Source organism: Flavobacterium plurextorum, from assembly GCF_024638035.1.
Classification (GTDB): domain Bacteria; phylum Bacteroidota; class Bacteroidia; order Flavobacteriales; family Flavobacteriaceae; genus Flavobacterium; species Flavobacterium plurextorum.
This window is the reverse complement of the sequence record NZ_CP100442.1, coordinates 4,835,108-4,856,185: the sequence shown is the minus strand read 5'-3', so window position 1 is coordinate 4,856,185 and position 21,078 is coordinate 4,835,108. Positions and strand designations below refer to the sequence as shown.

The following is a 21,078-nucleotide window of genomic DNA, read 5'->3' as shown; positions in this document are numbered from 1 at the left end:
AAAAGTTAAGACAGTGAGGGTCTTATATTTTAATAATTAAAAAACAAATTAATGCAACAAGTTACAGAAACCAAAAAAAAATCATTTCTTTCAGGACTAACTGGGCAAATTTTAATTGCTATGGTTCTTGGAGCAGCTCTAGGAATTACATTGCACCATTATATTTCGCCAGAAGCTGCGTTGTCTTTCAGCAACAAAATAAAAATGCTGGCAACTATTTTTATTCGTTTGGTGCAAATGATTATTTCGCCTTTAGTTTTTACAACTTTAGTGGTTGGAATTGCAAAATTAGGTGATATAAAAACAGTTGGAAGAGTTGGAGGAAAAGCACTTGGATGGTTTTTTACAGCTTCATTTATCTCCTTATTGATAGGGTTGTTTTATGTTAATATTTTAGAACCTGGAGTTGGAATCAACTTAGGGCATGTTGATATGGCATCTGCAACAGAGGTAACTGGAAAAACTCAAAACTTATCTTTCGAGAATTTTGTTGAACATATCGTTCCTAAAAGTATTTTTGAGGCAATGGCAACCAATGAGATTTTACAAATCGTTGTGTTTTCAATCTTTTTTGGATTGGCTGCTGCATCATTAGGAAATACTGTGAAGCCTGTAATTGGTGCTTTAGATAAAATGTCACACATCGTTTTGAAAATGGTGAATTATGTAATGAACTTCGCCCCAATTGGAGTATTTGGTGCTATTGCAGGTGTATTTGCAATTAGAGATGCCGAAGAGTTGATTATAACATACTTTAAATTCTTTGGGTCTTTCTTACTTGGAATTGGTACATTATGGGTTGTTTTAATTGCTGTAGGTTATATTTTTCTAAAAGGAAGAATGACAGAGTTGTTAAGACGTATTGTAGGACCTTTGGCGATTGCTTTTGGAACTACAAGCAGTGAAGCTGTTTTTCCTAAATTAACTGAAGAATTAGAAAGTTTTGGTGTGAAAGATAGAATTGTATCATTTATGCTGCCTCTCGGTTATTCGTTTAATCTAGACGGAAGTATGATGTATATGACTTTTGCGAGTATTTTTATTGCGCAATTTTATAAAGTTGATTTAGATTTAGGAACTCAAATGGTAATGCTTTTAGTATTAATGTTAACCAGTAAAGGAATTGCAGGTGTGCCAAGAGCTAGTTTAGTTGTTGTTGCGGCAACTTGCGGAATGTTTAAAATTCCTGTAGAAGGTATCGCCTTGATTTTGCCAATTGATCACTTTTGTGATATGTTTAGAAGTGCAACAAACGTTTTGGGTAATGCATTAGCTACGTCGGTTGTTGGACAATGGGAAGGTAATGAAGAAACAGAGGTTGTATCTGAAAGTTAAAAAAAGATACTTTTTTCAGTAGAAAAACGTGTTTTTATATATAAAAAAAGAGCTGTATTTTTTAATTGAAATACAGCTCTTTTTTTAAATTTTTAAATGTATATTTGATAAAATTAGCCGATTAATGCCCCGAAAACGGATTTTTTTATTTCTTCTTCTATTTCTGAATTGTTTTGTCAATTCAGCAATCGGGCAAACTGAACCCATATCAGAAGCAAAGATCGATAAACTTATAAAAAAAGCATTAGCTGATTTTAGAGAGTCAAACTTCGAAAAATCATTAATTATTTCCAGAGCTGCACTAAATGCTGCAACTAATTCTAAGAATCCTACCTTAATTTCTCGTTCGTATAATATTATAGCCGCAAACTACAATGAGTTGTTAGAAGTTGACAAGGCAATCTTCTTTTACAACAAAAGTTTGTATTATGCCAATAAAACGAAAAACGATTCTATTAAATACAATCTTTATAATAATCTAGGAAATATGTACTGTTTTGAAAAAAAACAGTTCGAGAAAGGAATTCAATATTATAAAAAATCGATTGTTTATGGTTTGAAAATTAAAGATTTAAGTCAGGTTTATTTTAGTAATGTAAATATTGTCTGGGCGTATTTTGATATTAAGAAATATGAGGAAGGTTATCCGTATCTAAAATATGTAAATGAGAATAAGGAAAAGTACGGAGACGAATTGACGGAAATTGTTGTGAATATGTTTAATGGCATCTATCATAATTTTCGTAATGAAGACAGCTTAGCTGATGCTTTTTTTATAAAAGCTATAAAAGCTGGGAAGGATAATACTCAAAAATCTGATTTGGCGTTTGCTCATTTAGAATATTCAAGATTTTTAACTAAAAAAAGCAGACTTAAAGAAGCTTATGAACATCTCTCGATGTATACCAAGCTTACTGATGAGTTGTATAATGATGAAAAAATTAAGAAAGCTACTGTTGCTGGTTTTAATCTTGAATTAGACGAGTATAAAAGGCAGATTGATAAAGTCGAGAGCGAAAAAGTAGAACAATATCACAGTCTCAAAAAATCAAAAATTATCGTTATTCTGTTTGTTTTAATTTCTTTGATTTTGCTGTTTCTGATTATTACTTTAATTAAAAATATCAGACTTAAGAAAAAACACAATTTAGAGCTTTTAAAAGCAAAAGAAATTGCAGAGGAAGCCTCACTCCTGAAAACTCAATTTATTTCGACTATAAGCCACGAATTACGTACTCCGCTTTATGGTGTGGTTGGTATAACGAATATGTTGCTCGATGAACATAAGGAATTAGCACGAAGCGAGCATTTAAGTGCTTTGAAATTTTCTGCCAGATATTTATTGTCGCTTGTAAATGATATTCTTCAAATCAATAAAATTGAAGAAAATAAGGTAGTGCTGGAGAACTTAACATTTAATATTTCTGATGAGATAACTGTAATCAAGAACTCTCTTTCTTTTTTATCTCAAAAAAATAATAATAAAATAAACATCGATATAGACAACAAGATTCCAGAATATCTAATTGGAGATAAACTTCGTTTAGCTCAAATTTTAATGAACTTGGTTAGTAATGCTTTAAAGTTTACTAAAAATGGGGAAGTCGATATTGTGGTTAAACTGGACCGAATTGAAGGGAAGTTTTACTTTTTAGATTTTTTAATAAAAGACAACGGAGTTGGTATAGCTGCTGTTGATCAAAATAAAATTTTCGAAAAATTTGTTCAAGTGGGAAGAAAAGAGGAAGATTATCAAGGAACCGGTTTAGGGCTTAGTATTGTGAAAAGATTATTAGGGCTTTTTGGAAGCTCAATAAGTGTAGAAAGTGATCTTGGCAAAGGAACCACTTTCTCTTTTAAAGTTCCATTCGAGCATGATCCGCAGAAAACTAAAAAGATTATAGAAGAAATCGAGGTTGATTTAACATCGAATGAGATTTATAAAATTTTAATTGTTGAAGACAACTTGATTAATCAATTGGTAACCAAGAAAATTATCGAGAAAAACAACTATATCTGTTCTGTTGTAGATGATGGATTCGGAGCTTTAAAGATATTAGAGACTGAGGAGTTTGATCTTATTTTAATGGATATTAATATGCCTTTAATGAATGGATTTGAAACCACGAAAAGAATCCGTCTTTTGGGAATAAAAACACCAATAGTTGCCTTAACTGCTTTTGATAAAGATGAAATAACAGATGAAGCAATTTCATCAGGAATAAACGATATTATTGTAAAACCGTTTGAACCTGTTAAGTTGTTTAAGATTTTAAACTATTTAATAAATGAAGCAAAAAACGCTGGTTAATACCAGCGTTTTTTATTTTGTTTAGAAGCATTTGATTTTCTCGATTTATGAGCTCCGCCGCTTCGGTTTGAATTTTTAGGTTTTTCACCTGCTTCAGGACTTCCTTCGTGCCAAGGGTAAGGATGATCTGTAATAGTTTGAACATCTACTTTTATTAATTTTTGGATATCTTTCCAGTATGGATGTTCGTCTTTTCCGCAAAATGAAATTGCAATACCTCCATTTCCTGCACGCCCGGTACGTCCAATTCGGTGTACGTAAGTTTCAGGAATATTCGGCAGATCAAAATTGATAACATAAGGAAGCTGTTCAATGTCGATTCCTCTTGCAGCAATATCTGTAGCTACAAGTACGCCAACTTCTTTGTTTTTAAAAGCATCTAGGACACGTTGTCTTGCATTTTGAGATTTATCTCCATGAATTGCTTCTGCGGGAATATCTTTTTTTCTAAGTGCTTTTACAACATTATCAGCCCCATGTTTCGTTCTTGAAAACACAAGCACATTCGATAAGTTTTCGTTTTTTATCAAATGGTATAATAAATTTCTTTTTTCTGTTTTATCAACAAAATAAATACGTTGTTCTACATTTTCGGCAGTTGAAGAAACTGGAGAAACTTCTACTTTTTCTGGATCTTGTAAAAACATTTCAGCCAGTTCGCGAATTGCTAAAGGCATTGTAGCAGAGAAAAGTAAAGTCTGTCTGTTTTTTGGAGTCAGTTTTACAATCTTCTTTACATCATTTATAAAACCCATATCAAGCATTTGATCTGCTTCATCAAGAACTAAAGTATGCAAATGATTAAAATCTAGAAAACCTTGTTTGTGTAAATCAAGTAAGCGGCCTGGAGTGGCTACTAAAATATCTACACCATTTTTTAAAGCTTCAACTTGTGGGTTTTGTGAAACGCCGCCAAAAATAGTCAGCTGTGTTAAGTTTGTATATTTAGCATAAGTGTCAAAACTTTGACCAATTTGTACTGCTAATTCACGAGTAGGAGTAACTACAAGAGCACGAATTTGTTTGGCTTTTTTTGAAGAGCCTACAATTCGGTGTAATTGATGTATGATAGGAATTGCAAATGCTGCAGTTTTTCCCGTACCTGTTTGCGCGCAGCCAATTAAATCTCGCCCAGCCAAAACAATCGGAATTGATTTTTCCTGAATTGGGGTAGGATTTAAATAGCCTTCTTCAAATACGGCTTTTTGTATACTTTTTGAAAGTGATAAATCTTCGAATAACATATCTTAGTAATTAAGATTTTAGTTTTAAGTACTAAAATCTGTGCAAAGATAGGTTTATTCGGTCAATCGTTTATTTGATTCTTGTATTATTTGGGAAATGTGTGGTTTTAAAGCGGTTGTCGTTCATTGTGATTTTTCTTTTTCGTTATTGGCTTTCACAAAATCGGTAACTAAATAACCAATTAATTTTCCAATTAAATTGTTATTTGGTGAATCGGCTAAATCTGGTGCACCTTCGCAAATATGAAGATATGCTGCATTTTTATGCTGTCCGAAAAAAGAAATAAATTGTCTGAGTTCTTCAACCGAGAATCCGCTTATAGTCATTGCGCTACTGGCAATGTTTGGAATTGCATCTAAGTCAATTTCAATTCCAAATGAATCTGTTTTTATAAATTCAAGTGCAAGAGCCATTTCTTTGTCAAAGTCTTTTTCTTTACGAATATTGACGCTGTCGTAAGTATTGTAACGAACGCGGTCTTCTAGTTTTTTGATAATGTCTAGAACACTTTTTGACGTATAATTTTCATGGAGCCCAAAAATGAAATATTTTTTTAGGAAACCTTCTTCGTAAGCGTACGAGAATCCATTTCCGCTGTGGCGGCCTTCGAGAATTCTAAAATCTGAATGGGCATCAAAATTTATTGCATTAATGGGTTTTCCTTTGGCTAAAGCCGAACCTTTAATGTTTCCGTAGGCATTATTATGACCACCGCCAATGATAATTGGAGTTTTTCCAGCTTTAATTATAGTAAAAATAATATGCGAAACCTCTTTGTCGATTTTTTCTACCAATTGGCTTAGTTTAGATCGGTCGTCAATGTCGTTAAAATCTAGATTTTCAACATTGCGCATTTCTTCGGAAACATTGAGTTGTCCTAGAACTATAATCTGGCTGCCTTTGCAAAAGCGATTATGCTGAATATTGGCAATACTTTTTATGGCACTATCCCAAGCAGAAGCAGCTCCGGGTCTGCCGTAGTTAGCACGCACGCCTATATCTTCTGGGATTCCCAAAAGAACATATTTTGCTTCGCTTTCTTGTAAAAATTTGATTTTATCAGCTCCCTTAGGAATGACAATCATTTTTTCTCCAAATTTTATTTCGCCGCTTCGATGATTTGTGACTTTTGCCAAATCATTGACTGTAAAAGGAATTAGTTTTTCCATTAAAAAAAAAATATTTTCCAAAAATAATATAATTGCGTCAACTTACGTTATTACGATATATTAATTCTTAAATTTGTTTTTAAAGAAAATTATTCAATATGGAAAACCCAAAGAACAACAATTCAAGTCTAAAGGCGATTATCGCAGTTTTAGCAGTCCTACTAATTGGTAGCTTAGTGTATATTTTTAAACTTTCTTCTGATACTGAAGTGGTTAAAACTGAACTTACAACGACGATGACAGAGAAAGAATCTGTTATGAAAGATTTGCAAGAGTTAAAAGCGACTTATGATGCTGCAATTGCAGAGAATACTTCAATGTCTGATGAATTAATTCAAGAAAGAGATAAAGTAGTAGCTTTAATGGATGATTTGAACAAATCTAAAGGTGACGTTTCTAAATTCAGATCTCAAGTTCAAGCAATGCAAGGTAAAATGAAAACTTTAGTTGCTGAAAACGATGAGTTGAAAAAACAAAATGGTGTTTTAACTACTCAAAGAGATAGTACTATTGTAGTATTGGGAGAATCTAAAAAGTATAACGAAGTACTAGTTGGTCAAAATGAAGAATTGGCTAAAACTGTAGAGAGAGGTTCTAAATTATCAGTTTTAAATACTAAAACTGCAGCTTACAAATTGAAAAGCTCAGGAAAACAAGTTGAAACTGATAAAGCAAGCCGTGCCGATGTTTTGAAAGTAAGCTTTACAATTGCTGAAAATCAAATCGCTAAGTCTGGTGATAAAACGTATTATGTTCAAGTAATTGATTCTAAAAATAACGTTTTAGGTGATAAGAAAACTGAAAGTTTTGGTGATAAATCATTAACATACAGCTTTAAAACTACTGTTCAATATGAGAACAAAAGCGTAAATGTTACTGAAGATTTACCAGGTAAAGATTTTGCTAAAGGAACTTACTTTATCAATGTTTTTGATAATGATGAGTTGGTTTCTAAAACAAGCTTCAGTTTAAGATAATACCACGTCGCTTAAGTAATAATACCACTAAAATATTAAAGGTCTGTGATTTCTCGCAGACCTTTTTTTATTGATAAAACTATTTGAAGATATTGTTGTTATATAATTTTTCCTTCTATAAAAACACTTTCAATTAAATTACTGCCAAAAGCGTAAGGTATTTGGTAATAAGAAGAAACTGGTTTCGTCAGGATAAGATTGGCCTTTTTTCCTTTTGTGATACTTCCATGTGTTTCAGAAAGTCCCATTGCATAAGCTCCGTTAATTGTAGCTGCATTTATAGCTTCTTCAGGAGTCATTTTCATTTTTATACAAGCCGTTGCAACAACAAAATTCATATTTCCTGATGGAGTAGAACCGGGGTTGAAATCGGTTGCTAATGCAAGCGGTAAACCTGCTTTGATCATTTCGCGGGCTGGAGTATAAAGAATACTTAAAAAATAAGAACATGATGGTAAAGCAACCGGCATCGTTTCTGTGTCTTTTAAAGCTTCAATATCTTCAGGATTCATAATTTCAAGATGATCTACAGAAAGGGCTTTAAATTTAACGCCAGCTTGTATTCCGCCAATAGAATTGAATTGGTTTACATGTATTTTTGGTGTTAAGCCTGATTTTATTCCTGCATTCATTATTTTTTCGGTTTCTTCAACTGAAAAATAGCCGCTTTCGCAGAAAACATCAATATAATCAGCAAGTTTATTTTGAGCAATTTCAGGAATCATTTGCGTTATGATTTCTTCGATATAACCCGCTTTGTTTTCTTTGTAATGTGTTGGAAAAGCATGAGCGCCCAAAAAAGTAGCTTTTATTGAAATAGGATAATTTTCAGCTAGTTTTTTAATTACGCGAAGCATTTTTAATTCACCTTCAATCGTAAGACCGTAACCTGATTTTATTTCGACAGCGCCAGTTCCTAACTGCATTACTTCTTCAAGACGAATTTTAGATTGGTCGTAAATATCGTCTTCTGAAGTTTCGTTTAGTTTTTTAGCCGAATTTAATATTCCACCTCCGCGATTAGCAATTTCTTCATAAGTAAATCCGTTAATGCGGTCAACAAATTCCTGTTCGCGATTGCCGGCGTAAACAATATGAGTGTGACTGTCGCACCAAGTTGGCAGAACTACTTTTCCTGTGGCATCGATAACTTCGTCTGCATCGATTTCAGGAAGATTTTCCATCAATCCAAAATCGGCAATTAAATTGTCTTTTATCAGTAAAAAAGCATTTTTAAGGGTCGGAAGTATTGCCATTTCAGCTCCTGAAACTTTTGATATTGAAGTTTCGCGAACTTGAAGCAGTTCTTGTATGTTTTTTATTAATGTTGTCATTATTGTTATTGTTATAAAACACAAATTTCACAAATTATCACGAACTAATTCGCGAAATCTGTGAAATTTGTGTTCTTATTAGTTTTGTTTTATTATTCAGAAACGGTTATTTCAAACATTTTCTCCCAATATTTTCCCGTAACAAATATGGTTTTGGTTTGTGGGTTGTAAGCGATTCCGTTTAATACTTCGGCTTCTGGATGTTTGATAAATTTGCGTAAACCAGATAGGTTTAAAATGCCTTCAACAGCTCCAGAAGTTGGATTTATAATTGCAATCGCATCTTTTTGCCAAACATTTGCATAGATTTTTCCATTAATATATTCCAATTCGTTAAGAACTTTAATTTTTGAAGTTCCTGAATATACATTGATATAGTCAATCAGCTTTTGTGTATTTGGATCCATCTTCCAGATTTTTTCAGTTCCGTCTGAACGATAAATGTATTTTCCGTCATTTGTCATTCCCCAACCTTCAATTTCTTTGTCGTAGGTGAATGTTTTTTCAAGTTTTAATGTTTTAGCATCATAAATAAAACCTGTTTTTTCCTGCCAGCTTAATTGAAAAACTTTTCCATTAATAAAAGTAATTCCTTCGCCAAAATACTCTTTCGGAAGATCTACTTGTTTAATCACTTTTCCAGTTTTATAATCTACAGATCTAAAATAAGAATCTCCTTTTTGACCTGTACTTTCATATAAAACGCCATCATAAAATTCTAAACCTTCTGTAAAAGCTTTGGTGTCGTGCGGATATGTGTTTACAACTTTATAGTTGAGTAATTTTGGTTCAACACTTGAAACTAATTCAATTCTTTTAGTAGCATCAGATGAGTTTCCTCCATAATAAACTGTTGCTTTTAGATATTGATAACCTAATCTTTGATCTTTTAGTTCAAATTTAAATTTTTCATTTCCTTTTTTACTTCCCACTTTTTTATCGTTAACGAAGTATGCAACGCTGTCGATTTCTTTCGAATTTGGGTTCGAAATTCCGATTGAAACAGCTTCTTGTGGAAGAAAATGGGCAGGAAAAGCAGAATCGTCAATATTAAATAAAGAATTTTCACTTTTATTTTTATCTCCACATCCAATTAATGTAGTTCCTAATAAAATGACAGCTAGGAAGTTATATTTTTTCATAGTTTAAAATTTGAATAAGCCAATATACAACGATATTTTTATAGCAGCAAAGCTCTTGCAAAAATATAAAAAGATTGTATATTTGCACCGGCAAGTCCTACACGACCAGCTCCTGCAGACTCCCCCAGGATGGGAACATAGCAAGGGTACGTGGTTGAGCGGTGCGATGTAGGTCGCTTGCCATTTTTTTTCTTTTTTTTTATTGTCCCGAAGTTTCGGGATTTTTTTTTAGAATTAATGTAAAAGTAGTCTTCCTTCGGGAGGATTTTTTTATTTTTGGTCCTTAGTGAAGTTTGGAGTTAAGCATTAGAGATGAAAAGTTTTGTCTTCTTTCGTAAAACTCATAAGTCACAATTCATAACTCATAACTCAAAAAATGAATAAAGTTGTTTTAATTACTGGTGCATCCTCAGGGATTGGAAAATCGATTGGTGAATTTTTGCATAAAAAAGGATTCGTTGTGTATGGAACCAGTAGAAATCCTGAAAAAGTATTGAATTCTATTTTCCCGTTAGTGGCTCTGGATGTTCGAAATGCTGAATCAATTAAGCTGGCGGTGAATAAAATTATTGCAGCTTCTGGGAGATTGGATATTGTAATTAATAATGCTGGAGTTGGAATTACAGGACCTTTGGAAGAAATTCCGATGGAGGAAATTAAAAACAATTTTGAAACCAATTTTTTTGGGCCAATTGAGGTAATGAAATCAGTATTGCCGCAAATGCGTGAACAAAAATCTGGTTTGATCATTAATATTACTTCAATTGCGGGTTATATGGGATTGCCTTACAGAAGTGTTTATTCGGCTTCAAAAGGAGCTTTAGAATTGATCACTGAGGCTTTGAGAATGGAAGTGAAGCAATTTGGGATTGAAATTACAAATGTTGCTCCTGGAGATTTTGCAACAAATATTGCATCAGGACGTTATCATGCGCCGGTTATTCAAGGTTCTGCTTATGAAAAAGTGTATGGAGAAACGTTAGCAACAATGGATGAGCATGTTGATGCGGGAAGTAATCCAAATGAAATGGCTGAAGCTATTTTTAAAATTATTCAAGAAGATAAACCAAAAGTTCATTACAAAGTTGGCGCTTTCATGCAGAAGTTTTCGATTGTATTGAAACGTGCATTGCCAGATAAGGTTTATGAAAAAATGCTGATGAATCATTATAATTTGTAAAATTATGGAGCAGATGATAGAGTTTTTGCCTACTATTTTTGTTGTTTTAATTTTTCTTGTTGTTTGGTTTGTATTTCGAAGAATATTAAGCTCTTTGAGTGATAAGATTAATAATTCGGAAGTTTATAAAGAAGAAACGTTGAAAGTTCTTGAAGAAATTAGAGATGAATTGAAAGAATTAAATAAAAAGAATTCTTCTAAGTAATTATAAGTTGTAATTTTGCAGCTGAGTTTGCGTGAGGGATAAAGGTATTATCCTTTTGCGAAGTGAAGAGGAACAAAAGATATAGCCGAAAGCCCGTTTGCCGCAGCGAACACGCCCAATTAATATTCAACACAATTAAATATAAATAGATTATGAAATTTTTTATTGATACTGCTAATTTAGCTCAGATTAAAGAAGCACAAGCTTTAGGTGTTTTAGATGGTGTAACAACTAATCCGTCTTTGATGGCTAAAGAAGGAATTACTGGAAAAAACAATATCTTGAAGCATTATGTTGACATTTGCAATCTTGTAGAAGGTGATGTAAGTGCAGAAGTAAATGCATTGGATTTTGAAGGAATGGTGAAAGAAGGTGAGGAATTAGCTGAATTACATGATCAAATCGTTGTAAAATTGCCTATGACTAAAGAAGGTGTAATGGCTGCAAAATATTTTTCTGATAAAGGAATTAAAACAAACGTAACTCTTGTGTTTTCTGCAGGACAAGCATTATTGGCTGCAAAAGCTGGTGCAACTTATGTTTCTCCTTTTATTGGTCGTTTGGATGATGTTTCTACAGATGGTTTGAATTTAATTCAAGAAATTAGAGAAATTTACGATAACTATGGTTACGAAACTCAAATTTTAGCAGCTTCTGTACGTCATACAATGCATATTGTAAACTGTGCAAAAATTGGTGCTGATGTAATGACTGGACCGCTTTCTGCAATTTACGGATTATTGAAACACCCGTTAACTGATATCGGTTTAGCACAATTCGTAGCTGACTTCGAGAAGGGAAATAAGTAATTATTAGATACTTATAAAAAAAAAACGTCTTTTTTCTAACGAGAAAAGACGTTTTTTTTTTACTTTTATAGTAACCTAAAAACAAATTACTTATGAAAATTGTACTATTCTTAATGTCATTTTTTGTTGCGAGTTTATCCATAAATGCGCAAGCTGCGAAGGTTTTAACAAGTGTTAATGAAGCTGGTGATGTGGCTGCTTATGAGCTTGATTGCAGTGTTAAATTTCAGGTATTGGCTAAAGGTTTGCGTTATAATATTACCCGACATGAATTTAAGGGACCTGAATTGAAAAACTCATACCGACTGATGTTGGTTATGGATGGATTTTATTCTAAAACACTCAATAAAACAATGACAATATCAGCAGTATTAAGTGATGGGACAATTATTGAGGCTAAAAAAATTATTGAAGATGACGGTTTTTTTGATGGCGCCTGTACATTAAAAATTAAAGATCCTCAGGCTCTTTTAGCGGCCAATATAGATAAAGTTATTGTTCATGCTGATAAAGATGTTGTGTATAATTTAAGTGAGCAAAATAAAGCCGTTTTTAAGAAGAATTTGAGTAATATTATAAATGCTAAGTAATGTAATGAGGTTCAAAGAAGCAAAGTCGTAAAGGTTCAGAGGTTGTTTTGAATTGTTTTTTGATGCTGCTTGAATTTAGTTTTATGTTATTGGCAGAGTGTATAAAAAAAGTCCCATTTTATGAAAAATGGGACTTTTTTATTGTAATTATATTTTAATTAGTGACCGCCGCCTTCACTTTGAACGTGGCTGATTCCTTGTTTTTTCAATATTTTAGGGCAGTAGAAACCGTAGAATCCTAAATAAGCAAAGCCTAAAAGAGGTACAATGTAAGAGAAATGTGTCCATGTAATACCAAAGATTCCTTCAGGTTTTGTAAGGTCAAAATCACAGATACTTCCTTGTACTAAAGGAATAATTCCTCCTCCAAGAATCATCATGATTAGAAATGAAGATGCTTTTCCTGTGTTTTTTCCTAAACCAGCGATTGCTAAATCGAAGATTGAAGGCCACATGATAGACAAGAATAATCCACCAGAGATAAAGAAAAATTTAGCAATTTCCGGGCTTGGACAAACTAATCCTGCAAGCATCATTAATAAACCAGATATTCCGAAAAGCATTAGCGTTTTTCCAGCATTTTTTCCTCCTATAAAACTCACTCCAATAAATACTAAAATCCAGATTGGGTAAATGTAGAATGAAGAAACATCATGCGCTGCAAAAATATTAGCGCCAATAATTACTCCAAATGCAATAGCAGGAACAATGAATTTTAATGCTGTATTTACCAAATTTGAAGTATTGAAAACGTTAACACCACCATTCCAACGACCAATCATTAAACTTCCCCAATATAGAGCAATAAATGGCGCGATAGCGTCTTCTAATACATTACCAAATTCAGCAGTATGAAGTAAAGCAGGCAGGTTACTGATAATTGTAACTTCGGTTCCAACATAAATAAAGATTCCTAACATTCCTAGATATAGTTGTGGATAATCAAGGATGTTGAATTTTTCGTGTGCTGTTTTAACTACTTCTTCCTCTTCTTTTGCCGGGTCTTCAATTTTAGAGAAGTTCATAAAAATTGCAACTGCAATAAATGCAAGACCTAGGATGATAAAAGGTAATTTAATATCTTCTAAAGAAAGTGCTGTTTTTTTGTTGTCTCCCATTCCAAATAAAGCGATTCCAAGTAAAATTGCTCCAATTGTTGTTCCAAAAGAGTTAATGCCTCCTGCAAGTGTTAAACGGTGAGCTCCGGTTTGAGGGCTTCCCATTTTAATGGCTAATGGATTGGCAACAATTTGTTGAATAGAAAAACCTAATCCTACAGTAAATAAAGCTGTTAGGAAAAATGGGAAGCTTTCCATTGTTGCTGCAGGAATGAATAAAAATGAACCAAAAGCTGAAAGTACTAAACCAGCTGAAAGGGTTTTTTTGTATCCAAATTTTTGTAGAACATCTAATTTTAAGGAAACTAAAAAGAAAATCAAAGATCCTACAAAATACGCCGCATAAAAAGCCCACGCTACTAGTTGTGATTGAACTTGAGATAAGGTGAATACTTTTTTGAATACGGGAATAAGGATATCATTGGCGGAACCAACAAAACCCCAAAAGAAGAAGACTATTATCAACGAGATAAACTGCCCCCATTTGGTTTGCACATTTTCTGAACTCATAATTGTAATAAGGTTAATTTTTAATAAAATTGTTTTTTGAAGACCGTAAATATATTTGTTACACGAATCAAAAAAAAATTATTGATTAAAAATAATGTTAAATTTAAACGAACTACAGTATTTATTCAACAATGTGTTAATTTATATAGAGTTAGAAATGTTAAAGTTTTACTCCAAAATTCGATTTTTGACGTCTTTACTGTAATTTCTTCCAATAGGAATCGTGTAGGACTGAATCTGTATGCGGTTTCCTTCTATTGATTTTACTTTGTTTAAAGCAATAACATACGATTTGTGAATGCGCAAAAAGCGTTCAGCAGGGAGTTCTTCAGATAATGAGGTTAATGATCTGTGGGTGATATAAGTTTTGTCTGGAGTAACAACTTTTATGTACTCTTTCATTCCTTCTATAAACAGAATTTCTTCAATATTAATCTTCATCATTTTTTTATCTACTTTGATGAAAATATGCGAATCGCTTTTTGAGGTATCGACCTTAATATTGTTTTTTAAATTGTATTCCGTCGTAATTTTATTAATGCATTTTATGAATCGTGGAAGCGGAATAGGTTTTACTAAATAATCTAACACATCGAGATCGTAACTCTCGGCAGCAAATTCTCTAAATGCGGTTGTTATGATTACTTTGGTTTTGTTTTCCATTAAACTGATAAGCTCAAAGCCAGTCATCATAGGCATATTGATATCAAGAAAAACGGCATCGACAGAGGTGCTGTTTATAAAATCCAGCGCTTCTAGAGAATTATTGAATGTTCCTATTACTTCAAAGTCTGTAAAATTTGCAAAATAATTTTGCAGCACTTTTATAGCTAAAGGTTCATCATCAATCAATACACATTTAATCTTCATTATCAATTGGTATTTGTAAACGTATTATATAGTAATTCAGTTTTGTTGTATCTTTTAAGCTAAAATGATTTTTATAAATCAGTTTTAATCTCTTTTTTGTATTAACCAGACCAATACCGCCTTTGGAGTTAAGATTTTGTGAAAGTACAAAATTATTTAAGATTTCAAAATCTAACATTTTGTTATCAATAATCTTACAGTTGATTTTAATTTTTAGATTAGTATTGTTTATACTGCCATGTTTAAAGGCATTTTCTACTAATGAGATAAAGATCAGCGGCGGAACCATTATATCTTCAATGTTAGATTCTAGGTTAATAGTAACTTCTACATTCTCAAAACGTAATTTTTCAATCTCAACGTAATTCTGAATATAATCGATTTCTTTAATCAGCGGAACAAATTTAGTTCCTTTTACATCATATAGAACATACTCCATTAAGTTCGAAAGTTTGATAATTACATCTGGAACTTTGTCTGAAGATTCTAGTGACAATGCATAAAGATTGTTTAAAGTATTAAAAAAGAAATGCGGTTGAATTTGATTTTCTAGATATTTCAATTTGATTTTAAACTGATTCTCTCGCAATGATCTGTTTCTTTCGCGTTCACGAAGCCAAGTCAGTGTTAAGTAAACTGATGAAGCCATTGCTAGAACATACAATTCTCCAATACAAACCGCTACAATATGATTAATCTCAAACGGATGATATTCTCGATTCGCTTCCGGCCAAATATTTTCCGAGATAATATAAAAGGTAAGAGCCGTTTTTAGAAGATAAATACCAAAAAGACTGGCTAATAGAGCAAAAGTGTAGGTAATGTATTTTTGTTTTAGGACATATTTAGGTACTAAAATAAATAGATTAAAATATACTAATGGAATGTGCAGTGAGAACTCAATTAAATTTGATTTAAAAGAATATGGATAGTCATTAAAGTAAGCGCCCCATCTCAAAAAGTTGAGAGTGAAATAAGTGCCCCAAAACCAAATATGATTTTGAAGTTTTATGTCAAAGTTTAATTTTCGAATTTCGTTCAACTTTTTTAACGTTTTGTTATTATTTAGGGAGGACTTGTAAATACAGTACAACTTTACATAATTACTGTCAAAAACACAATTTTTTTGAATTAAATTTTAAAATAAATGTTAAAAAATACTGTATTTCAACGATATAACGTTTTCGTAAAACATAATGTTGAATGTTTCGTGTTGTTTGTTTAAAAAACTGTACTGTTTGTATAATATATTTTTTTTAACAGTGCCTTAACAATATTTTTATCGCTTAACTAATCAAAACCATGATAAAAATGAAACAAATTATGTTAATCCTTGCGATTATCTTTACTTCGCAAATGTCATTTGCACAAGTAAAAACAATCAAAGGTTTGGTAAGCGATCAAAACGGATTGCCGCTGCCGGGAGTGAGTATTATTATTAAAGGTACAAAAACGGCAACCCAAAGTGATTATGACGGAAAGTATACGATTCAAGCATCTGCGGGAGATGTTCTTGCGTTTTCGTATATTGGTATTAAAACCCAAACAGTAACGGTGACTTCTTCACCTACAATTAATGTCGTGCTTAAAGAAGATGCACAAAACTTAAATGAAGTTGTTGTTACAGCACTTGGGATTAAAAGACAAAAGAAAGAACTTGGTTATGCAGTTCAAGATGTTAAAGGTGATCAATTAAATAAAGCGATCACAACAAATGTAACTTCAGCTTTATCAGGAAGAGTTGCCGGTGTAGACGTGTCAATACCGTCAACGGGAATTGCTGGTAGTACGAGAGTTATTATTAGAGGTATTTCAAGTATAAGCGAAAGTAACCAGCCGCTTTATATTGTAGATGGAGTTCCTATTGATAATTCTGGTTTATCAAATGATAATGCTGCAGCAAGCAGATGGTTTGATGGACGTGATAATGGAGATGGAATTTCAGGAATTAATCCTAACAACATTGAAAGCTTAACAGTATTGAAAGGTGCAGCTGCTGCGGCATTGTATGGATCAAGAGCTTTGAACGGAGTAATTTTAATTACAACTAAAAAAGGAAGCAAAGGAAAGCTTCAAGTTGAATTGACAAGCGGTGTAAGCTTTGATCATGTAAATGCTAAGTATTCGGATTTTCAAAGTGATTATGGAACTGGTGCAAATGGTGCACTGCCGGATCCTAGCAGAGGTCCTTCTGAACTTTATAACTATACTACCAGCGCTTGGGGACCAAAGTTCTCTCAATCTGTAGGAGCACAAGTAAAAATATTTGATGGTTCTACAAGACCTTACGCTAAAGTCGATAATAATATTCAAGATTTTTTTAGAACTGGATTTACAACTACAAATGGAATCTCATTATCGGCAGGTAGTGATAATGCTTATGTACGTTTTGGATATAATAATTTAAATAACGATGACGTAATTCCGGGATCTGGTTTAGAACGAAATGATGCAAGTTTAAATGCAACTTTAAAATCAGAGAAATTTACGTTGGATGCTAATGTAAATTATATTGCCGAAAATACTGAGAACAGACCAGGTCTAGGGGATTCTCCTAATAATATTGGTTATTCATTAAGCGGATTGGCTCCAAATATTGATCAAGCTTGGTTAAAGAATTATAAGGATCCAGAAACAGGTAAGATATACGAATGGAATACTAATATTTATCAATTAAACCCATATTTTACGATAGACGAGAATCATAATTCATCTAAGAAAAATCGTTTTATTGGTAATGTATCTGGAACTTATCAGCTAAAAAGATGGGCAGCATTAACGTTGAGATCTGGTTTAGATACTTACGCTTTTAGTGCTAAAGATTTTATGGCTGCAGGAAGTACTTGGCCAGGAAGAGATGAAGGTTATTTAGGTTTAAACAATATAAATGTGTCAGAGATGAATACTGACTTAATCGCAACTTTTAGTGATATAAAATTAGCTGAAGATTTTACTTTCTCAGGAATTTTAGGAGCTGGAAGAAGAGATTTTAGAAGAGATCAAAATTCAAGATTTGGAACAAAAATTATAGAACCGGGAACTGAATACATCAGTAATTTTGTTAATCAAACAGAAAATGCTCCTGTTGAAACCAGAACCAGAACAAATTCAGTTTATGGTTCAGCAAAGTTTGATTACAAAGGGTATTTATATGCTGAATTTACGGGAAGAAATGACTGGTTCAGTGTAATTAATAAAGATGCTTTTTATCCTGCAGCTTCGTTAGGTTTTGTATTCTCTGATGCTTTTGATATTAAAAACGAAGTTTTTAATTATGGAAAATTTAGAGCTTCTTGGGCGAGAGTTTCTAATGCTCCTGGTGCTTATAAAAATGCATTAAACTATACCACGTTTGCATCTTACAATGGTCAGAGTGTGGTCAATATTAAAAATAGTGCTGCGCCAAATCCTAATTTGACTTACCAATCTAAAACAGGAGTAGAGTTTGGACTTGAAACTTCTTTCTTTAAAAATAGATTAAGAGCCGATATTACTGTTTATCGTGAAGATACTTCTGATCAAACTCTGGATCTTCCTTCATCTGCAACTTCTGGATATGAGTTTATTTCGGTTAATGCTGGAGAATTGCGTAACGAAGGTATTGAGATCTTTTTGTCTGGTACACCTATTAGAACTAAAGATTTTGAATGGGGAATTGATTTGAATTTCTCAAAAAATAAAAACTCAATTCTTTCTTTACATCCAGATATTCAAACGTATACAATTTCTGAAGCACGCTGGGCAGGAGCTTCTATTGTTGGAGAAGTTGGAGGTAAATACGGAACCATTATGGGAAGAGATTTTCTAAGAAATGATGCAGGTGAAAAAGTTGTTGGAGCAAATGGTCTGCCATTATTTACAGATGAAAAAGTAGCATTAGGAAAAGGTCTTCCAGATTGGGCTGCAGGTTTAACAAATAGATTTAGCTACAAAGGAATAACACCTCAATTTTTAATAGATATGAAGTTTGGAATGGATGTATATTCTATGACTAATTCTGTTGCTGCACAAAAAGGACTTTTGGATGTTACCACTGATGGTAGAGATGCTTATAATCAAGCAAGAGCTCAGGCAATTGCGAGCGATCCTAATTTTAGTCAAGCAACATGGATTCCTACTGGAGGATATATTGCAGAAGGTGTTGTGAATGTAGGAACTACAGGCAATCCGAAGTATGAAAAAAACACAAAACCTGTAAATCCTCAGGATTATTGGAATACAGTATTTAATAACACACCGGCTCCATTTGTTTACGATGCTTCTTATGTGAAATTAAGAGAGGTTAGTTTAGGTTATCAAATCCCAAAAAGTGTTTTTTCGGGTGCTAAAATTAACTCAATTTATGTTTCGGCATTTGCAAGAAACTTATTGACTTTTAATAAAGATCTTCCAAATGTTGATCCGGAGTCTATGTATACATCTGGAAACGGACAAGGTTTTGAATATGGTTCGTTACCATTTAGACAGTCGTATGGTTTTAATATTAAAATTGCATTCTAAAAAAAAGATATTATGAAATTCAAACAAATAATAATAGCCATACTTGCATTATTTACTGCAGTAGGCTGTACTGAAAATTTTGACGCGCTGGAGAAAGATCCTGTGGCATTGACTGCGAATCCAGCTGGACAACTTACGTTTACACAATTGTGTATGTCTGGAGATGGGTTTTATCAATGGAGAACCAACTTAATTTATTCTGGTGGTTTTGTGCAGCATTATTCTGGTGCATGGAACGTAACTACATTTGGAAGCAGATTCAACAAAGATGACGGATATGCTACAGCCTTATGGAGAAATGGATATTCTAATGAATTAAAGAATGTAGTAGATATTCTTGAAAATACAAAAAATGATCCTGCTGCTGCAAACATGAATGCTGTTGGTAAGATTATGAAAGTAATGGTGGCACAGCGTATGACAGATATTTATGGTGATATTCCTTATTCAGAAGCTGGTTTGGGTTACTCAAAAGGAGTTGTAACGCCTAAGTATGATAAACAAGAAGATATTTACGCATCGTTTTTTAAAGAATTAGATGAAGCTTATAATCAATTAAAAGTTGGCGGCGGAAGTATAAAAGGAGATTTATTTTATAAAGGCGATATTCTAAAATGGAAAAAACTGGCAAACACATTACGTTTGCGTCTCGGAATGAGAATTTCTGAAATAAAACCAGCCGAAGCTGAAAAACAAGTTAAAGCAGCTTTGCAAAACGGGGTTTTTACCAGCAATGAAGATAATTGTATCATGCGCCATCTGGATGCAAGCTTTAATGATGATCCAGCATCTATTGATTTTAGAGGAAATGGACTAGCTTATGCTTTTGTGGGGAATGAAAATGGAGATCACTTTACAACTTTGGTTATAGATTATCTTAGAGACAATGGAGATCCTAGATTAACAATGCTTGCTACTCCTAAAAAAACCAGCAGTGTTAAGCAAGGTGCGCCAATTGGGCCAGGTGAAAATTTATATGAAGGTGTAAAGCCAGGTTTGTACCAATATCAAGCTCCAGGTGGAACTGATGCAACATCAGGAATTCAAGATTATTTCAAGAAAAAAACGACACCTTTTTTACACGTTAGTTATTCAGAAACACAATTGTTACTGGCTGAAGCTGCTTTTAGAGGATGGGTTTCGGGTACTGCAGCTGATTACTATAAAAAAGGAGTTGAGGCAGGTATTAAACAATTAGAAGTTTATGGAGCGCTTCCGGCTGGTCAAGCTAAAATAGATACTTATCTAAATGCTAAACCATTAGTTGCGGGAAAAGAAAAAGAACAAATTGCAACTCAGCTTTGGATAACTTATATTTTTAATAGTATTGAGGCTTATTCAAACTGGAGAAGAACTGGATTTCCAAAATTAGTTCCTATCACAAATCCAGATTCTGAGACAAATGGAGTTACACCAACACGTTTATATTATCCAAATGATGAAATGCAGAAGAATGAAGTAAATTATTTAGATGCATTAGCTAGAATGGGAGGAAAGAACGACTGGTTGAACAAAGTTTGGTGGGATGCTAATTAAATAGAAATTCCTGCATAAAGTTTTGCCTAATAAGGTGTTATTGTAATTAAATCTTAGAAATTAAAATTATGATAACATTTTATTAGGCATTTTTTTTAACATTTAAATACTTCTTCTTTTTAATAGTATTTAAATGAATCTGATAATTTTTATCTTAAATAACAGATTTTCAAATATTTGTGATTTGTTAAATGATTTTTAATAAAATTAACCTATTGTTGAATAAAATCTCCGTAAATGTGGTAAA

General features: G+C 32.8%; 16 protein-coding genes and 1 other RNA gene. 10 read left to right on the top strand and 7 right to left on the bottom strand.

Annotated features, from left to right (window positions below; all coding sequences use genetic code 11):
- The first annotated feature begins 51 nt into the window (after positions 1–51).
- Together NLG42_RS21055 and NLG42_RS21050 are read left to right on the top strand one after the other, a co-directional pair.
- Positions 52–1,335: a dicarboxylate/amino acid:cation symporter gene (locus NLG42_RS21055; protein ID WP_089059186.1), complete on the top strand. Its 1,284-nt coding sequence runs from the start codon at positions 52–54 to the stop codon at positions 1,333–1,335.
- Positions 1,336–1,459: 124 nt separating this feature from the next.
- The gene (locus tag NLG42_RS21050) at positions 1,460–3,646 is read left to right on the top strand and encodes a response regulator (protein ID WP_257682241.1); all 2,187 of its coding nucleotides are present in this window, start codon (positions 1,460–1,462) and stop codon (positions 3,644–3,646) included.
- On the opposite strand, the gene NLG42_RS21045 is transcribed toward NLG42_RS21050, so the two are convergent.
- Positions 3,643–4,890 (bottom strand): DEAD/DEAH box helicase, encoded by a 1,248-nt coding sequence (locus NLG42_RS21045; RefSeq protein ID WP_089052813.1) that lies wholly within the window; start codon positions 4,888–4,890, stop codon positions 3,643–3,645. The genes NLG42_RS21050 and NLG42_RS21045 overlap by 4 nt on opposite strands.
- A gap of 123 nt (positions 4,891–5,013) precedes the next feature.
- The gene (locus tag NLG42_RS21040; protein ID WP_089059184.1) at positions 5,014–6,060 is read right to left on the bottom strand and encodes a formimidoylglutamase; all 1,047 of its coding nucleotides are present in this window, start codon (positions 6,058–6,060) and stop codon (positions 5,014–5,016) included.
- Positions 6,061–6,158: 98 nt separating this feature from the next.
- Between NLG42_RS21040 and NLG42_RS21035 the strand changes: the two genes are divergently transcribed.
- The gene (locus NLG42_RS21035) at positions 6,159–7,037 is read left to right on the top strand and encodes a hypothetical protein (RefSeq protein ID WP_089052815.1); all 879 of its coding nucleotides are present in this window, start codon (positions 6,159–6,161) and stop codon (positions 7,035–7,037) included.
- 98 nt (positions 7,038–7,135) lie between these two features.
- On the opposite strand, the gene hutI is transcribed toward NLG42_RS21035, so the two are convergent.
- Positions 7,136–8,371, bottom strand: coding sequence for an imidazolonepropionase (gene hutI, locus NLG42_RS21030; RefSeq protein ID WP_257682240.1), 1,236 nt, complete (start codon positions 8,369–8,371; stop codon positions 7,136–7,138).
- Between the two features lie 92 nt (positions 8,372–8,463).
- A complete protein-coding gene (locus tag NLG42_RS21025; protein WP_099719002.1) occupies positions 8,464–9,513 on the bottom strand; it encodes a glutaminyl-peptide cyclotransferase in 1,050 nt (349 codons plus the stop codon).
- A gap of 88 nt (positions 9,514–9,601) precedes the next feature.
- On the opposite strand from NLG42_RS21025, the gene ffs reads away from it, so the two are divergent.
- The 5 genes from ffs (at position 9,602) to NLG42_RS21000 (ending at position 12,297) form a co-directional block, all read left to right on the top strand.
- Positions 9,602–9,699, top strand: an RNA gene (gene ffs, locus NLG42_RS21020) — signal recognition particle sRNA small type.
- A gap of 190 nt (positions 9,700–9,889) precedes the next feature.
- On the top strand, positions 9,890–10,693 hold the full coding sequence (locus tag NLG42_RS21015) for an SDR family oxidoreductase (protein WP_089059180.1): 804 nt from the start codon (positions 9,890–9,892) through the stop codon (positions 10,691–10,693).
- A 4-nt stretch (positions 10,694–10,697) separates the two neighbouring features.
- Complete coding sequence (locus NLG42_RS21010) at positions 10,698–10,898, top strand: hypothetical protein (RefSeq protein ID WP_099718996.1); 201 nt, start codon at positions 10,698–10,700, stop codon at positions 10,896–10,898.
- Positions 10,899–11,050: 152 nt separating this feature from the next.
- Positions 11,051–11,707, top strand: coding sequence for a fructose-6-phosphate aldolase (fsa, locus tag NLG42_RS21005; RefSeq protein WP_089052819.1), 657 nt, complete (start codon positions 11,051–11,053; stop codon positions 11,705–11,707).
- Between the two features lie 92 nt (positions 11,708–11,799).
- Positions 11,800–12,297, top strand: a complete 498-nt coding sequence (locus tag NLG42_RS21000) for a hypothetical protein (RefSeq protein WP_257682239.1) — start codon at positions 11,800–11,802, stop codon at positions 12,295–12,297.
- A gap of 158 nt (positions 12,298–12,455) precedes the next feature.
- Here the strand turns inward: NLG42_RS21000 and NLG42_RS20995 are convergent, their stop codons facing one another.
- From NLG42_RS20995 to NLG42_RS20985, 3 genes are all read right to left on the bottom strand, one after another.
- Entirely contained in the window at positions 12,456–13,925 is a 1,470-nt protein-coding gene (locus NLG42_RS20995) for an MFS transporter (RefSeq protein ID WP_089059177.1), read from the bottom strand.
- Positions 13,926–14,093: 168 nt separating this feature from the next.
- Positions 14,094–14,795, bottom strand: a complete 702-nt coding sequence (locus NLG42_RS20990; protein ID WP_089052822.1) for a LytR/AlgR family response regulator transcription factor — start codon at positions 14,793–14,795, stop codon at positions 14,094–14,096.
- Complete coding sequence (locus NLG42_RS20985; protein ID WP_089052823.1) at positions 14,785–15,837, bottom strand: sensor histidine kinase; 1,053 nt, start codon at positions 15,835–15,837, stop codon at positions 14,785–14,787. Before NLG42_RS20985 ends, NLG42_RS20990 begins: the two co-directional genes overlap by 11 nt.
- Before the next feature lie 269 nt (positions 15,838–16,106).
- Here NLG42_RS20985 and NLG42_RS20980 point away from each other — a divergent pair, with 269 nt between their 5' ends.
- On the top strand, positions 16,107–19,295 hold the full coding sequence (locus tag NLG42_RS20980) for a SusC/RagA family TonB-linked outer membrane protein (RefSeq protein ID WP_257682238.1): 3,189 nt from the start codon (positions 16,107–16,109) through the stop codon (positions 19,293–19,295).
- 12 nt (positions 19,296–19,307) lie between these two features.
- Complete coding sequence (locus NLG42_RS20975) at positions 19,308–20,831, top strand: SusD/RagB family nutrient-binding outer membrane lipoprotein (protein WP_257682237.1); 1,524 nt, start codon at positions 19,308–19,310, stop codon at positions 20,829–20,831.
- Positions 20,832–21,078 lie beyond the last annotated feature (247 nt).

Bases quoted from the DNA above. Each gene is read 5' to 3' on its own strand.
- NLG42_RS21055 (WP_089059186.1), top strand. From the start codon at position 52: ATGCAACAAGTTACAGAAACCAAAAAAAAATCATTTCTTTCAGGACTA.
- NLG42_RS21050 (WP_257682241.1), top strand. From the start codon at position 1,460: ATGCCCCGAAAACGGATTTTTTTATTTCTTCTTCTATTTCTGAATTGT.
- NLG42_RS21045 (WP_089052813.1), bottom strand. From the start codon at position 4,890: ATGTTATTCGAAGATTTATCACTTTCAAAAAGTATACAAAAAGCCGTA.
- NLG42_RS21040 (WP_089059184.1), bottom strand. From the start codon at position 6,060: ATGGAAAAACTAATTCCTTTTACAGTCAATGATTTGGCAAAAGTCACA.
- NLG42_RS21035 (WP_089052815.1), top strand. From the start codon at position 6,159: ATGGAAAACCCAAAGAACAACAATTCAAGTCTAAAGGCGATTATCGCA.
- hutI (WP_257682240.1), bottom strand. From the start codon at position 8,371: ATGACAACATTAATAAAAAACATACAAGAACTGCTTCAAGTTCGCGAA.
- NLG42_RS21025 (WP_099719002.1), bottom strand. From the start codon at position 9,513: ATGAAAAAATATAACTTCCTAGCTGTCATTTTATTAGGAACTACATTA.
- NLG42_RS21015 (WP_089059180.1), top strand. From the start codon at position 9,890: ATGAATAAAGTTGTTTTAATTACTGGTGCATCCTCAGGGATTGGAAAA.
- NLG42_RS21010 (WP_099718996.1), top strand. From the start codon at position 10,698: ATGGAGCAGATGATAGAGTTTTTGCCTACTATTTTTGTTGTTTTAATT.
- fsa (WP_089052819.1), top strand. From the start codon at position 11,051: ATGAAATTTTTTATTGATACTGCTAATTTAGCTCAGATTAAAGAAGCA.
- NLG42_RS21000 (WP_257682239.1), top strand. From the start codon at position 11,800: ATGAAAATTGTACTATTCTTAATGTCATTTTTTGTTGCGAGTTTATCC.
- NLG42_RS20995 (WP_089059177.1), bottom strand. From the start codon at position 13,925: ATGAGTTCAGAAAATGTGCAAACCAAATGGGGGCAGTTTATCTCGTTG.
- NLG42_RS20990 (WP_089052822.1), bottom strand. From the start codon at position 14,795: ATGAAGATTAAATGTGTATTGATTGATGATGAACCTTTAGCTATAAAA.
- NLG42_RS20980 (WP_257682238.1), top strand. From the start codon at position 16,107: ATGAAACAAATTATGTTAATCCTTGCGATTATCTTTACTTCGCAAATG.
- NLG42_RS20975 (WP_257682237.1), top strand. From the start codon at position 19,308: ATGAAATTCAAACAAATAATAATAGCCATACTTGCATTATTTACTGCA.